The organism is Winogradskyella pacifica (assembly GCF_013403915.1).
GTDB lineage: Bacteria > Bacteroidota > Bacteroidia > Flavobacteriales > Flavobacteriaceae > Winogradskyella > Winogradskyella pacifica.
The window spans coordinates 160851-176599 of record NZ_JABFDI010000009.1 but is presented as its reverse complement, the minus strand read 5'-3'; the positions used below and the strand labels follow the sequence as shown (position 1 = coordinate 176599).

The window sequence follows — 15749 nt, the reverse complement described above, 5'->3', positions numbered from 1 at the left end:
AGTATCTTAACAATAAAACCAACATGATTAAAAATTAAAAGGTCGCCTAAATTGTTTTTAGACGACCTCTTTTATTTTTTGCGAGTCTAGAGCTATAGAATTGTAAGCTGTTTATAGAGCTAAGAGTTCTTTTACTTTAGCTTCTAGAGCGTTTCCTCTAAGGTTTTTGGCAGCAATTTTGCCTTCAGCATCTAATATAAACACCGCAGGAATAGCTTGAATGTTATAGAGTTGTGCAACAGGATCTAGAAAATAAGATAAATTAGATACTTGTGTCCAGCTTAATTTATCCTGTTCTATAGCATTTACCCAAGCTTGTTTTGGATCTTTTTGAGAACGCGTCCCATCTAAAGATACCCCAATTATTTCTAAGCCTTGGCTATGATATTTATTGTAAATGTTAACGACATTTGGATTTTCTCTTCGGCAAGGGCCACACCAAGCTGCCCAAAAGTCGATAATAGTTACTTTGCCTTTAATATCATTTAGACTCACTGTTTTTCCTTCAGGAGTTGGAGCTTTAAAGTTTGGGGCTATTTTTCCAATATCAACCCTAGATTTGGCTTCAAAAGCAACCATGAGTGTAGTTAGATTTATTTTGATGCCTGCACCTTTAGAAGTCGATTGTAATTCTGAGTTAAGATTATTAAAAGCCTCTTGGTAATCTTTAATATTAGCATTTTTTTTGTTGATTTCTTGCTCAATTAAAGTGAGACTATAATAGCTATTGGTATTCGCTTTTATAAAACTAAGAGGATAGTTTTGCTGTTTCTTCTGAGCAGCTATAAAAAGGTTTGTTAAAGAATCTTTTTTAGACTGTAATTGTTCAGAGCTACCACTACTTAATTGTCTGTGTATATTTCGTAATTCATTCTGTAGATCTACGGATTCCTTTTTAAGTTTTGCGTAACCTTGGTTATAAGCGTCAAAATCTGTTTGTGAAGCCGAACCAGAAACTTGTGATTGTGATATATTTGCTTTGTCAATAGAGATGTCAATGACACTGTTTTCTAACATAAAATTGAGATTTCCATTTACAGAATTAATAGATATTACCGAAGGTTTAGGAATATCAACTTTACCTGTAAACGTAAATTTTTCATTAACAACAACAGCCGTATCAACAACCCGTTCTCTACCAGTTCTGTCTTTTTCTTTTAAATACGCTCTAACACCATTATAAACGCCTGATGCATTCCCATTAATAATGTAATCTGTTCGTTTTTCTTCAGGTTTACAGCTTAAAAATAAAAGTCCAATAATTGTGAAGATAAATACGTTTTTCATAATACTATTTTTGTGTATCACAAATATAAAAACAAAGCTTTAATACGGAAAATATAAAACGGTAACTCTTAAAGTTGTTGACGTTAATAGTTAAAGAATCCCATAATTTACAATACTTTTGCAACAAAGAATTAGAAGATGCATAACGATACCATTGTCGCTTTAGCAACACCATCAGGAAGTGGTGCCATTGCTGTTATACGATTATCTGGAAATGACGCCATAACTATAGCTTCAAAATGTTTTAAATCTGTTTCTAATAAGGATTTAAACAAGCAAGCGACACATACCATTCATTTAGGGCATGTTATTGATAATAATCGCACTATTGATGAGGTTTTGGTATCCGTATTTAAAGATCCTAATTCTTATACGGGTGAGAATGTGGTGGAAATTTCATGCCATGGCTCATCTTATATTCAACAAGAAATTATTCAGTTATTTTTAAGAGAAGGTTGTCGTATGGCAACAGCAGGTGAATTTACGCTGCGCGCTTTTTTAAATGGCAAATTAGATTTAAGTCAGGCAGAAGCTGTAGCAGATCTTATTTCTAGTGATAATGAAGCGTCGCATCAAATAGCCATGCAGCAGATGCGTGGAGGTTTCTCTTCTGAAATAGCTAAGCTTCGTGAAGAGCTTTTAAACTTCGCATCGTTAATAGAACTAGAATTAGACTTTGCAGAAGAAGATGTAGAATTTGCAGATAGAACACAATTTAAACAATTAATAGAGCGCATCAATTTTGTATTGAAGCGTTTGATAGATTCTTTTGCGGTTGGAAACGTGATTAAAAACGGAATTCCAGTGGCTATAGTTGGAGAGCCCAATGTTGGAAAATCTACTTTATTGAACGCGTTATTAAATGAAGATAGAGCCATAGTTTCTGAAATTGCAGGAACTACACGAGATACCATTGAAGATGAAATTTCCATTGGAGGTATCGGGTTTAGATTTATAGATACGGCAGGTATCCGTGAAACTGAAGATGTGGTAGAGAGCATTGGTATTAAAAAGACGTTTGAAAAGATAGAACAAGCCCAAGTGGTGATGTTTTTAGTGAGCAGTGCACATTTAGCTGTAGATAAAGAAGCTATTAAAACTATAACTATTGAAATTGAAAAGGTAAAAAACAAGTTCCCACAAAAACAGTTATTGATTATTTTGAATAAAATAGATCAGATAACGGATTCGGAATTGGCAGATATTAGAACGGCTTTGCACTCTAAAGATACGCAAGTGATTCCTATTTCGGCGAAATCTGGTTTTGGTGTGGAACAATTAACTAATAAGCTTCTCGATTTAATAAACACAGGAGCCCTTCGAAATAATGAAACTATTGTCACGAATTCTCGTCATTATGATGCGTTGTTAAAAGCTTTTGAAGAAGTTCAGAAAGTTCAATATGGATTAGAAACTGACTTGTCTGGAGATTTGTTAGCGATTGATATTCGTCAGGCGTTGTATCACTTCGGAGAGATCACAGGTGAGATTACTAATGATGATTTGTTGGGTAATATTTTTGCTAATTTTTGTATCGGGAAGTAGAATCCTCATAGATCATTTTGAGGTGCTCAATAGACTAAATTGATCATTTAAATTCATATTAAGTTGTCCGGAATTACGTCTAAGAACATTATTGTAGCTAAGAGTTTCTATTTTATGTAAAGATAACCTGTTTGTAAATAGGGGAATAGGTTTTTAATAAAGCATTCTTCAAATTTTAGTTACATTTAGCCTTAAAAAAGGCTACGATTTAATGCATAAAAAACGACGTTTATACATCAAATGTATTGCTTTATTGATGGCAATACATAGTTACGCTCAAGTTGAGACTCCTGAGGCTTTAGATGTTCAAATAGAAGAGGGTATTGCCTTAATGTTTCAAAAAGAACATTCTCAGTCTATTGAATTATTGATCACTACCGAAACGATAGCCAAGAAAAATGAATGGTATGAACAGGTCTTTAGGTCAACCTTAAATATCGGTTCCAATTATTATTTGCTTTCAGATTTTGGCGAAGCGGTGTTGTATTATTTGCGAGCTTATGAAGTGGCGATTGCGCATTTAGATTCTCGTCAGGAAATGACGGTGCTCAATAACATAGGGATACTTTATTTTCAAGAAGAGGATTTAGTACAAGCTAAGGATTATTTCTTCAAAGCTTATCAAAAAGCAAAAGACATAGAAGATGAGGTTAAAGTTGGTTATTACGCGGTAAATTTGGCTTTGGTGTCTAATAAAATGAAAGCACCAGATTCTGCTCAAAGTTATATTGAAGAGGCCTTTCCTTTATTAAAGAACGAGCCAAAGGTTTTGGTACAAGGAAAAATGGCCCAATCTGAAATGTATCTTTTAAAAAAGCAATATGCTAAATCCGAAGCTATTGCTCTTAATTTATTACAAAAGTTTCAAGATATATCACAAGTAGAGAATAAGGTTTTTATTCTATTTGTTTTAGCAAAGATTAATGAAGAACAAAACCGTTTAGATAAAGCGCTGCATTATGTAATTGAAGCTCGGTATACGCAAGTTGGCATAGAGAACCGCTCAGAAATTTATGGTTATCTCTCTAATTTATATGGTAAAATGGGGATGCTAGAAAAGGCCTTAGTTTATAAGGATTCTGTAATTATGGCTTCAGACTCACTAACGACCACCAGAAATAGAAAATTGTTTGAAACCGAAAAAGTAAAGTTTCAAATTCAAAATTATCAGCATGAACTTTCCGAAAGTAAAGAAATATTAAAACAAGAACGTCGCTTCTTTTATAGCATCATTGGGATTACAGTATTAAGTATGGGCTTTATTTTGTGGGTTTTTAGAAGTAATTCTATTAAGCATAGACAACGTAAAACCATTGTAGAATTAGAATTAGCGAAAGAGAAAAGTGATTACTTGCTTATCCAAAAACAATTACGAGAGCAAGAAACCTTAGCGCTATTAGAACAAGAACGTTTTAAAAACGAATTAGAAGTAAAAAATAGAAAGCTCACAGCAAAAGCTTTGTCTTTGTCTAGTAAAAATGATTTAATTGAAGAGGTCGTGCAATCATTATCTCAAAATACTTTAATCTCAGAAAACCCAGAATTAAAACAACACATAAGAGAATTAAAAAAACATCTTAAAACAGATACACAATGGGATAGTTTTTTTACGCACTTTGAGGAAATCAATCAAGGGTTTTTAGACCGACTTAGGCGTAAACATGAAAAATTGACTCCAAGTGATATTCGTTATATCACTTATTTGTACATGAATTTGTCAAATAAAGAAATCGCATCGCTTTTAAACATCACTCCGCAATCCTGCAGGAAGCGTAAAGAGCGACTTTCCAATAAGTTAAATATCCCAGAAGACACTACATTTCATAATTATTTGTCAATGATTTAATTGGGGTGTCACGTTAAAAACTTAATGGTGTCACGGAATGTCACGCTTAAAATACACCTCTAATGATCTCTTGTATCTATATTTATCACCCTAATCTAAAATAAGATATTATGAAAAAACGAACTACTTTATTATTCTTTTTCTTAAGCGTTATTATTTCAATTACAGCGACTGCTCAAATTCAATTAGAAGCTTCAAAAGCTTATGGACAATTGCTCGATGTTACGTATAGTAAAACCCAAGAGGATGTTATTTATGCTCTTACATTAACAAATCATGTTGTAACTTCTATAGATGGAGGTGACACTTGGACTGTTTTATATTCAGATCCACTAGATAATTATGCGATATTAAGAGATTTAAAACTTATTAATGATGGAGATGTCTTAAGTTTTAATGTTAGAGCTGAAGGTACTGATTACAACAAAATAGTAATGTTTAATTTAGCTACAGCTTCCATTACTCAAACGTTTTCTCCACCTAACTCTTTTGAATCTGATATCTTAATAGAGTCGTATGATATTTCTGATTCTAATAATGATGTGGTGTTGATGCATACAACGTATTCTTTGCTTGGAGCGTATACTCATGAGGTGTTTTATACCTCTAATGGTGGTCTTAATTGGAACTCAATTTATTATAGTGCTATTAACGATAATGTTGCTATAAACAATGTGAGTATTTCACCAGAAGATGACGACAAGTTATTCCTAATGCGTGGTGGTTCTACCTCTAGAGAATTAGGAGGAGTCTTTGTGTCTTCAGACGCAGGGCAAACTTGGGAAAATAAAATACCAGGAAACACTTACGATGCTATAGCTTTTAATCCAGATAATTCGGATGATATCTTATTAGGTACAAGTTATGGTTACGATACTCATGTCGAAAATTTATACCGTTCTTTAGATGGTGGAGATACTTGGGCGATTGTGCCAATTACATGGACAACTATGTCTTCTGATCACATTAATAAAATTGAATTTAATCCTAACAATTCTAATGAAATCATAATCTTAGAAGAAAATGAAATGGTTGTATCTTCTGATAACGGAACGACTTGGGAAAACTATGTTTACACCACAATAGATCCGGAGGCGTATTACTATGGTTTAACGGCTTCGTATAATCCTTTTACGGCAGATGAATTATTAATTACAACAAACTTTTATACGTTCTTAACTACAGATGGTGGTTTAACACTTGAAAAATTAGAAAATCCTTTTGTGAATGCAACAGGAATTATTTCAACCTACTCATCGGCAGATGAAAATCACGTCTATTATGGTATGCGTTCAGGTTATATGCATAAAGATTTGCAAAACGATACGGAGGAAGGGCATTATCTTCAATCTTTAACACAAGGTTTTGGGTCAGCAGTGAAAGTATTTGCGGATCCTGTTGTTCCTGGACGTGTTTTTACAGGGAATAGGTCACTGAATACATCTTACATTAACGTGAGTTCAGCGCATGGATTAGATCCTAAATTGATAGCGAGTTCTATGTTCTTCTTAATTCTTGAAGACGTATCAACTTCTATTGCTAATCCAAATATTAGTTGGATATCTACAGGTTTAGAGGTGCACAAAGTAGATTTAACGGATATGGATAATATTATTGATCAGAATATTGCTATTCCTGAGTTAGGAGAAGTTATTACAGCTGTACAAGTAGATAGTGACGCTGCAACTACTATTTTTATTACGCAAGGGGTTGATTTTTATAAATCAACTGATGATGGTGCTAACTGGACTTTAAGTAATAGTGGTTTAGAACATTTGGATGCTCGTGATCATTTAATATTAGATATAGAGCAAAACCCTTTAAATGCAAACCAATTGTTGCTGTCTAGTACTGATGGTATCTATTTGTCTGAAGATAAAGGTGATTCTTGGGTTTCTATTTCTGCGGAATTTACAGATAATGTTGCCTTTTCATCTGTGACCGAGAACACCATTGTAGGAGTTACACATTACTCTGATGGGTTTAACGTGCCGTTGCCAATAGCGAAAGCAAAAATTAAGATTACTACTGATTTAGGAGAGACTTGGAGTGAAATATCACCTGAGATGTTAAACTATCCTTTTACAGAATCTTCTGCTTTTCTTTTTACTGAAGATGAGGTAAGTGTTTACTTAGGAGTACACGATTTAGGATTAATAAAATACGATATTGACTTAATAACTTTATCGGTTACTTCAGAAGTGTTATATAATAACCCAATTCAATTATACCCTAATCCAGCAAACACTAGTTTTTCAGTACAGAGTGATACTAATGTATTGGCTGTTACTATTTATACTATTTCGGGTAAAAACGTTAAAACAGTTACTCAGCCTAATGCTGCGATTGATGTTAGTGATTTAGCTTCAGGAGTGTATTTGGTTAAGGTAAAAACTATTAACGGTACAATTACTAAACGCTTATTAAAGTCTAATTAGTATTAGAACGTCTCCCTAAACGTTTTATAACTGATGCGTTCTTTTTTGTTTAATAATTAAAATTGATTAGGAACCCATTTTGTTTAATGTTAAATGACATTACAAAATAGGGTTCCTTTTTTTATATTACATTTTGAACCAGCTATTAGTTATGTTCAAAGTGATAACTACTTAGAAAACAGTTGTATTTCTTCTTTAAAATGGTTTGAAGGCATACGATGTATGAGATGGTCTATTAAGGGCTTAGATAGAAACTTAAGGGTTTGCTTGGGGAACACCAAAGCATCTTTTATGCCGAGAACGATTTGCTTAAAACTGCTTGTGCTGTTATGTGTTTAAGGGATGATTTGCGAGACCGATTTCTGTACTAAAGCTAGATCAAAGAATAGGGCATTGCATTATGTTAGATTGGTTAGCGGTTTCTAGTAATGAAGCATAAAGGTGTTATAAATGATTTATTGTGTGATGTTTGTACTTCATTTAGTAAATAAAAACGGAATACAAAATCAGCAAGGACTTTCTAAGTAGGCAAGAATCTAGCAATACTTTATATACGAGGTTACCTGCAGGCTTTTTAATGGTCAAATTCATCTAATTCCGCAACTTACCTTTCATACACACAATTCAGCTTAGATAAATTGGTATAAGTTCGGGCTTATTTTTTTTGCCTTTCTTCAGGCTTTCTTGTTAGCACAAAATATAAAACATATAACCAGCTAAAAATTCCGTGTAAAAATGCTAATAAAACAGACTTGTTCCTTTCCCAAGAAACGACAACAGCTAATACACTTCCTAATCCAATTCCACTGCTAATTGCTGTATTTCTTATTCCGTTGTTATCAGAGTTTTGACTGAAGCAGTCTAAAGAGAATATTAGTACAAAAATTAAAGTCAATTTTATTTTATTCATATTTTATGATTTTGAATGCGTTCCTGCAATAGATGTCAACGGTTTTGTGTATGGCTGTGCTTTGCAAATTTACTTTAGTCACCTAATTTAATAAAAAACGAATAGAATCGAGTATTATGAAGTGGACAAGCAAAATAAGTGGAATTAGAAGGAGTAAAAAAGCACCAACAAATCCTTAAAAGTCATTGGTGGTACTCTTTAAATTTTCACAAGTTTACTTTACAAACTTGAATGTTTTTTGATTGTCTATAGTTACCATATAAATTCCGTTAGATAAAGTGCTAATATCAATTGAGTTGCTATTTGGTGATACTGTTTTATTAATTAGCAATTGGCCAGAGACATTAAAAATCTGTGTGTCCTTAGGAGTGGTTAAACCATTAATATAAACATAATTTTTATTGTTATAGATACTGGTCTCAAGAACATTAAATTCATTTGTAGATAATGTTACATCAATCGCTTGCACCACTTTATTTTGATTGGCTAATGTTGCGTATACCTTATTACCGACAAGAATAACATCTCTGAAATTTGCGAAGAATTGAGTGCCATCATTTGGGTTAGTATCTTGGTAGGTTGCGTTTACAGCAATAGCAGTTGATCCGGCTGATGGGTCTGTGATATCAATTTTTGTGATTAAGCTTCCGTAAGACAGGTATAATTCATTTCCAGATTTAAAAAGACCTCTAGAAAATGTAAAGTCCGTTAATAGATCTACCGTTGGATTACTTTGATTAACATCTATTTTTAAAATTTCATTAGCATCACTCGATGCTAAATAAATGTCACCGTTATCAAAAGTAATACCTGTTATAACACTAGTATCCGTTACATTGTTCACCACCAATTGCGCTGTTGGGTTTGATATGCTAGAATCGATTTCATCTAAATGGGTTATAAAAGGGTCAAAGTTCGGTGGATTTGTTAATGTTTCTGCGGTAATGTATAATGTAGAACCATCATTTGCAATAGCGCTGATGTATTCACTACTGGTATAAATATCTTGAACAGGGTTTGATAAGTTGTTTACATCTAAGGCTACAATTTTACCACCTAAAAAGGTATCTGTAGCTTGTATATAGTTTTCTAATATTATGTAAATTAAATTGCCATTAATTGTGAAATTTACCAAAAAAAAGTCTGGTGGTACTGTGTAAATTACCGTTGGTACAGGGTTATTTAATGTCGTATCTATGCTGTAAATATTTTCAGCACCTAGCGCATACATTGTGGTTCCGTTTATCGTTAAGGATTTTGCACCAATAACACCAGAAACATAGTCTGTAGTATTTGTTTGCGATTGCATTGTGTTTAAAATCAATGCAAATAGTAAAAGTGTAAGTAGTTTTGTTTTCATGATATAAGATTTAGTTAATAGTCAATATTAGAGCTAAATTATATTGAATTCAATACCTAGTATCGGGTATTTTACGGTTTGAAGGTTGTGGTGTCTGACTTTGCGTACTTTGATTGTGAGTAGACTAGAAGAAGGTAATTCTTCAAATATGCAACATTATGATCTGCGGTTAGTTCAATAAGCTTACAGTTCTATTCATCATTTTTGGGTATTCTTTTACAAACTTGATGACCACTGAATCCCCTAAGTTTATTTTTTCAAATGTTCTTGAGTCGGGTATGGTTAAGGTTGATTTGTAATTTGTACCCTTATAATTAAATTTAGTAATGACATATGGAGATGTTTTAGCACCATATTTTTTCTTAATAATGATGCCGTGTGTTAAAATACCATCTTTATCTATTCGATTTCTAACTCTAGAAGCATTAAAAAAAAGGATGAGAAAGAAAGTCATCGCAACGCCTAGTACTATATTATGTTTCAGTTTTCTTTTGTCTTTGGGGAGTAATTCTGTCAGCAAGCCAAGAATAATAGCTGAATTCGCCAAATGACAAAGTCCAAGAGCCACAAAGAATTCCATAAATTCTAACACTTTATACCAATATGTATAAAGCACGATTTCTAAACTAATTATTATAATTCCTAAAACAAGTAATAGTCTTCTCAATCGGTTTCAATTTTGGGTAAGTCAAATTTCGTACAAAATATTTTTGGGCAGTTTGCTTCTCCTTTTTTGGGTGTTACAAGGCTGGGCAACTAATTTAGTAAATAAACAAGAGATGGACTATTACACAAGATTTAGTTAAAAAATGAATGTGATAGCGTCTATAATTGTGTGCTGTATTATGAAATTGTGAGGTATTATCAAAAATACTTTTTCCGAAAATCTAAAGGCGTCATACCTGTTTTAGATTTAAAAAACTTTGAAAAATAGGCATAGTCAGAGAATTGCAGTGTATAAGCTATATTGGCCAAATTGTCTTTAGAATGTACAATCAATCGTTTTGCTTCTAGGATTATTCTTTCAGAAATTAACTGGCTTGTGGTCTTATCTATGGTTTCTTTTACGACTCTATTAAGATGCTTTGTGGTTATATGTAATTTATCCGCATAAAATTTTGGTAATTTTTCATTGTAAAAATGAGAGTTAATTAGGGTTTCTAACTTTTCGAGAATGTTAGCATAGTGCGGAGAATTTAGTTTTTCTAAATTGGTGTTAACGGTATAAGCTCTTGTTAATTCGATATAAATATGGTTTATAGAGTTGACTATTTTTAACTCTCTTAATAGATTAGTTTGCAGATATTCGGTATAGACATCCTGAAATTTGAGCTGTAATTGTATGCGTTTATCTACCGTTAATTCTAGCACAGGTGGATTTTGATTCGAGTAGAAAAAAGGAAACGTTTGAAGCTTATGTTCTAAAAATTTGAGTTCATAAAACTCTTGAGAATGAAAAAAGATGTAACCTTCTGGAGGGGTTTCAAATTTCCAGAAATGTGTTTGTCCTGGTTTTAATAAGAATACTGTCCCCGGATTTATATCATAAGAATTAAAATCGATTTCATGGGTTCCTGTGCCTTCACTAAAGAGCACACACAAATAGAAATTATGGCTGTGTGGTTTGTTTATTAAGTGCTTATTGAGCTGTATATGATTTGAAAACGAATTGATATACACATCATTTAGTGATGCGGATTCTTTAAACTGACTAATATTTAGAACTGGTATTTTCATAATAATGTCCTAAAAGTACAAAAATTGGTGTTTATACTATATGTCTAAAAGCAATTTATAATCTGAATTTTGCGGACTAATAAACACGATGTGATGAGTAAAGTTATTAATGCTTTAAATTGTAAATGTCCGAATTGTAAAGACGGTAAGATTTTTAGTGTGAGTGGAAATATCCTATTGTTGAAGATTCCTAAAATGAACGATAGATGTCAAATATGTGATTATAAATTTGAACGTGAAGTGGGTTTCTTTTTTGGAGCTATGTTTGTTAGTTATGCACTTGCAGCAGCAGAAATGATGGCGTGTATGGTTGTATTTTGGAGTCTTATTGATTTTTCGCCCTTACGTGTTTTCTTAATTATTGTGGTGATGGCATTTCTATTAAGTACTTTTAATTTTAAATTGTCGAGGTCTATTTGGATCTATTTGTTTTATAAAGACAAGGTCTAAAGTTGAAGTCATGGAAATGTGTTGAAAAGTCGCACATAAATCACAGATATAATATGCTGGAGTGGTAGTGTAAATCGGCTAAAACTACTCTTAATTTTTATGCTCTAGCCGATAGATTTTTATTTTGAATAAGCACCAGAAGAATAGGTCAGTTCATAACTATGGGTGTAGATTTCAAATACAATTCCAAATGGGTCTTCAACATAACACATTTTAAAAGGCTTGTCTTCGGGGTAGTATTCTCTAATTGGCATGCGTTGTTTACCACCATAAACTAAAATTTTAGCAATAAGATCTTCAATATTTGGATCTTGAATACAAAAGTGAAATAAACCGGTATTAAAAGGATTAAAGTCTGGTGCTTCTTTAATGCCATTCGGAAAAGAAAATAATTCTATGCCAATGCCATCAGAAGTTGCCAAATGTGCAATTTCAAATGCCGTCCAATCGTCGCCAAAGACATCAATACACATTTGTCCAATAGCGGTTTCCGTTTCCTTCTTTACTGTTGAAGGTTCCATAATAACATACCAGCCCATAACTTCGGAATAGAATTTTACAGCTTCTTTTATATTTGGCACTGTGAGTCCGATATGTGAAAATGATTTTGGATAATTTTTATTAGTTGTCATAACTTATATTTTAGATTGCAAAATTAAGCTATATTTGTCTCTTGGGCAATAACTTACTAAATAGTGGTATAGTTACCTAAACGAGTAAAATAATGATAATCAATATTATAAAAATATATTTTTGAATAAAGAGTCGAATTGCCCATTGAATTACACCATGAATTTAATAGGAACCAAATGGAAACCCTTAGTATTATTTCATTTATTAGAAGGTGGTTTACGATCGGGAATATTACAAAAGAAAATCCCAGGGATTTCAAATAAAATGTTTACCCAAACGGTAAGGGATTTAGAAAAAGATGGCCTTATTTCTCGAAAAGTTTATCCTGTAGTGCCGCCTAAAGTAGAGTATACGTTAAGCGCTAGAGGGAAATCGCTCGAGGATATTTTAAAGCGGTTAGATGCATGGGGTTTGGACGATTGTAAGCGGTAATGTGATGTGTTTTATTTTAAATTTGAAACATCGTTTTTTTATAGAGCTTCAAAATTGATAAAAGTACTTTAGTTAAAAAATAATGCCTTATTACTTGTTGTTTTAAATGTCGAATCATAGGTGGTGTTGAGAATCGTTTTATTCAATTTTAAGAGCGGTCATATATATTTTACTTAGACCATTGTTACTTTCGCTGATATGTTTACTGAAGTCTAAAAGATTAAGATCTTTTCTTCATTTTAAATCATTTCTAGATAACGGCCTTCTTGCGCTCTAAATTAAGGATTATCACATTGATTAATGTAGTAACTTTTTACGTTTTTCTAACATTAGTTACAATGGTTTTATTGCTTTCGTAACCATATCCTAATTTCTTTTCGTAATGAAACTTCAGGATTTGCCAACGGAATTGTTTGTCCAAATTGTTTACTTCTATTAAATTTAAAATAATTAGCCTTATGTTTTTTCCATACGTCAGGATACAGTTCCAAGAACATATTGAAAAAACTTTGTTCACTAATTTTTCCTTCTATTTTAGTAAGGACTTCTTTAAATTTTTGTTCTTGTTCTATAATCATTTTATTCTTTTATGGTAATACATCAAACTTAGCGGTTCGTACTTTATTTTCTTTGGTAGTTTCTAAATTAGTAGTGTTAAAGTGGTTGTTGAGAAGTTTGCGCCTTCGTATAACCGCTAACTATGTTATGTATGACGAGTTGCGTGCTTAAGCACGTAATTTAGCAAATAAAAACCGAATAGACACGAGCGTAGCGAACTGTGCGTAGTAAAAATCCGAGAAGATTTTTGTGAGTAAGCTAGAGTTGGCAATGGATTTTTATTGGGTATTGCCATTTCGTTGTTTTATTTTTAAATTCCGATAGTGAGCAATTCTATAATCTGCTAAATTCCGGATTCAAGTCATCTTTTGATTATTAGTTTAGTGTTGAGTTGGTAATCGCGTTGAAAATTTGACGTAACTTATTTTTACTTTTTCTGTTTGTTCTGCTGTATCTTTTTGAAAATTGCCCATATCATTAATCCTCCGAAAAATACAATACAAGCAATTCCAATAATTTTTGCTAGAAGAGTATCTTTAGTGTTAAGTAAATATATTCCCCCTAATACAATTCCGATTGCAATGCCAAATCCGAATAAAGGTTTCATTTTTTCCATATTTTAATTTATTTATTCGTTTTTCAAGGAATGGCAACGTGTTTCTTCAATTTGTATTAAATATCTTTATTTAGAAAAAGAGGCGAACTATAACGTGTTTTAGATTAGTAATACCTTACGATCTTGTGTATAATTAGTGGCGTGGTTAAGCAACTAATTTAGCAAAAAAATACGAATACGATAAAATTCTGAAGAAATTTTTCAAATAAGCATTTGCCAAAGCAATTAATAATACACAATTGTTGGAAGCAGTAATTTTTATTCATTCGCAATCTCAATTGCTTTTTCTAAAACTTCATCACGACCTTGTCTTAATCCGTTTATTGTCGGTTTTATTTCTACATCGATTTTAACGCCTTTTCTCTGAGATTCTGTTCCATCAGGGTATAGTATGCCAGTACCAGTAAATGCCGTTTTATAACCACCCATATATTCAATCATCTTATTTGATCCATCAGTACCTACCGTTTTATTCCCAACCGTTATCGCATTGTCAACCGTCTGAAAAGCCATAGCTGTAAATTCAGATCGACTTAATGACTCGTGATTAACTAAAATTATTACTTTCCCGTTATATGTTTTTCTACTTGCACTTGTTTTCAAAGTTTCTCTAAAAATAAAGTTTCCGGGGTAATGAATACTTGGATCATATGCTTTGTAAATTTCTTTTTTAACGGAATTTAAGTGTCTTAGGAATAAATTATATTTCAATTGAGGATAATGTCTTAAATCGATAATGATAGCTCTTTTGTTTTCAAAAGATTTAAATATGTCATCAATATCTTTTTTGATAAAATCACTAGCCATATTGATATAACCTATATTTTCGGTTATTGATTTCAACTTTGTTTTTTTCTTGTTTTTTAAATAGTTAAAAACACCAAAGTCATATCTGTTTGCTGTTAACTCTAAGGTATCTCTGTTTCTCGCAACTGTTAATTTTACAGCATCTTCAATACCAATAAAGAGATAGTCATAAGCTTTATTGATTTTAGAATTCTGATTTGAACCAGAAACAAATTTTAGTTTTTTCTCTAATTCTGATTTAACATCAGAACCATTGATTTTCAAAATAATATCTCCTAATTTTAAATTGTTTAAGTCTGCAATAGAATCGTTATAAAAACCGGAAATAACGGCTTGATTTTCAATATTGGAGATTTTAACAGGCAATGATTTGATATTTGCTATATCGCCAAAATTTATCCAAGCATGAGAATCATCTAATTTAGCAACGAGTTCTTTAAGCGTAGATTGATAGTCACTTTTATTTAGAGTGTTTTGAATTTTAGGAATCATCTCTTTTAAAACAGCATCCCAATCTTGGTCTGTGAGATATTTGTAAGGGTAAAAATATTCAATAGTATTCCAATATTTAAAAAGCCCTAATAATCTGTATTCTTCTGTTGGGTATTCGATACCTTCATAAATAGGTTCGTTTGTAATTTTAATATATCCTATTGGTTCAGTAGATACATAATAGTTGTCTCCTTGATTTCTATTATTTTCTATATACTTTAATTTTGAGGAAAGGTCATTTGTGAAAATCGCAGTGTCTTGTGTCCATGATAAATCAAAATTTTTATCAAAATAATTTTCATCGGAATCGCATTTTTTACATTTTTTAATTTCACCTAAACTTTCAATCCAATCAATGTATACTTTTGATAATGATTCTTTATTTGTAGCTGCTACAACTTGAGGAAGGTAATTCATAAATTCTTTATCCCAATCAAATTTTCCTTTTGCAACTTCTGGATGATAGTATTTTAGGAATCCATAAATTTTTCCAAAAGAAGCTAATTTTTCAGTTGCTGTTAACCCATTTTGCGCATTTATTGAATTTCCAACAATACATAAAAATAGTATAAGACGTATTTTATTTTTCATATAAGTTTTAGATTTTATAGCATATAAATGAACATATATTTAATTTT

General features: G+C 32.0%; 14 protein-coding genes. 5 read left to right on the top strand and 9 right to left on the bottom strand.

The window, feature by feature from the left end:
- Positions 1–111: 111 nt before the first annotated feature.
- Positions 112–1287, bottom strand: coding sequence for a TlpA disulfide reductase family protein (locus HM984_RS10140; RefSeq protein WP_179349083.1), 1176 nt, complete (start codon positions 1285–1287; stop codon positions 112–114).
- A gap of 138 nt (positions 1288–1425) precedes the next feature.
- On the opposite strand from HM984_RS10140, the gene mnmE reads away from it, so the two are divergent.
- The 3 genes from mnmE (at position 1426) to HM984_RS10125 (ending at position 7116) form a co-directional block, all read left to right on the top strand.
- Positions 1426–2832, top strand: a complete 1407-nt coding sequence (gene mnmE, locus HM984_RS10135; protein ID WP_115808455.1) for a tRNA uridine-5-carboxymethylaminomethyl(34) synthesis GTPase MnmE — start codon at positions 1426–1428, stop codon at positions 2830–2832.
- 211 nt (positions 2833–3043) lie between these two features.
- On the top strand, positions 3044–4678 hold the full coding sequence (locus HM984_RS10130; protein ID WP_179349082.1) for a tetratricopeptide repeat protein: 1635 nt from the start codon (positions 3044–3046) through the stop codon (positions 4676–4678).
- Positions 4679–4788: 110 nt separating this feature from the next.
- The gene (locus HM984_RS10125) at positions 4789–7116 is read left to right on the top strand and encodes a VPS10 domain-containing protein (RefSeq protein WP_179349081.1); all 2328 of its coding nucleotides are present in this window, start codon (positions 4789–4791) and stop codon (positions 7114–7116) included.
- Positions 7117–7771: 655 nt separating this feature from the next.
- Here the strand turns inward: HM984_RS10125 and HM984_RS10120 are convergent.
- From HM984_RS10120 to HM984_RS10105, 4 genes are all read right to left on the bottom strand, one after another.
- Entirely contained in the window at positions 7772–8026 is a 255-nt protein-coding gene (locus tag HM984_RS10120; protein ID WP_179349080.1) for a hypothetical protein, read from the bottom strand.
- A gap of 214 nt (positions 8027–8240) precedes the next feature.
- Positions 8241–9386 carry a T9SS type A sorting domain-containing protein gene (locus tag HM984_RS10115; protein WP_179349079.1) on the bottom strand — a complete coding sequence of 382 codons (1146 nt, stop codon included), beginning with the start codon at positions 9384–9386 and terminating at the stop codon, positions 8241–8243.
- 169 nt (positions 9387–9555) lie between these two features.
- Entirely contained in the window at positions 9556–10053 is a 498-nt protein-coding gene (locus HM984_RS10110) for a hypothetical protein (RefSeq protein ID WP_179349078.1), read from the bottom strand.
- A 197-nt stretch (positions 10054–10250) separates the two neighbouring features.
- Positions 10251–11123, bottom strand: coding sequence for an AraC family transcriptional regulator (locus HM984_RS10105; protein ID WP_179349077.1), 873 nt, complete (start codon positions 11121–11123; stop codon positions 10251–10253).
- A 93-nt stretch (positions 11124–11216) separates the two neighbouring features.
- On the opposite strand from HM984_RS10105, the gene HM984_RS10100 reads away from it, so the two are divergent.
- Complete coding sequence (locus HM984_RS10100) at positions 11217–11573, top strand: DUF983 domain-containing protein (RefSeq protein ID WP_179349076.1); 357 nt, start codon at positions 11217–11219, stop codon at positions 11571–11573.
- A 119-nt stretch (positions 11574–11692) separates the two neighbouring features.
- On the opposite strand, the gene HM984_RS10095 is transcribed toward HM984_RS10100, so the two are convergent.
- Positions 11693–12205, bottom strand: coding sequence for a VOC family protein (locus HM984_RS10095; RefSeq protein ID WP_179349075.1), 513 nt, complete (start codon positions 12203–12205; stop codon positions 11693–11695).
- Positions 12206–12362: 157 nt separating this feature from the next.
- Between HM984_RS10095 and HM984_RS10090 the strand changes: the two genes are divergently transcribed.
- Complete coding sequence (locus HM984_RS10090) at positions 12363–12638, top strand: winged helix-turn-helix transcriptional regulator (RefSeq protein WP_115808464.1); 276 nt, start codon at positions 12363–12365, stop codon at positions 12636–12638.
- 344 nt (positions 12639–12982) lie between these two features.
- Here the strand turns inward: HM984_RS10090 and HM984_RS10085 are convergent, their stop codons facing one another.
- From HM984_RS10085 to HM984_RS10075, 3 genes are all read right to left on the bottom strand, one after another.
- Positions 12983–13216, bottom strand: coding sequence for a hypothetical protein (locus HM984_RS10085; protein WP_179349074.1), 234 nt, complete (start codon positions 13214–13216; stop codon positions 12983–12985).
- A 407-nt stretch (positions 13217–13623) separates the two neighbouring features.
- A complete protein-coding gene (locus HM984_RS10080; protein WP_040757007.1) occupies positions 13624–13812 on the bottom strand; it encodes a hypothetical protein in 189 nt (62 codons plus the stop codon).
- Between the two features lie 258 nt (positions 13813–14070).
- Positions 14071–15702: a S41 family peptidase gene (locus HM984_RS10075; RefSeq protein WP_179349073.1), complete on the bottom strand. Its 1632-nt coding sequence runs from the start codon at positions 15700–15702 to the stop codon at positions 14071–14073.
- Positions 15703–15749 lie beyond the last annotated feature (47 nt).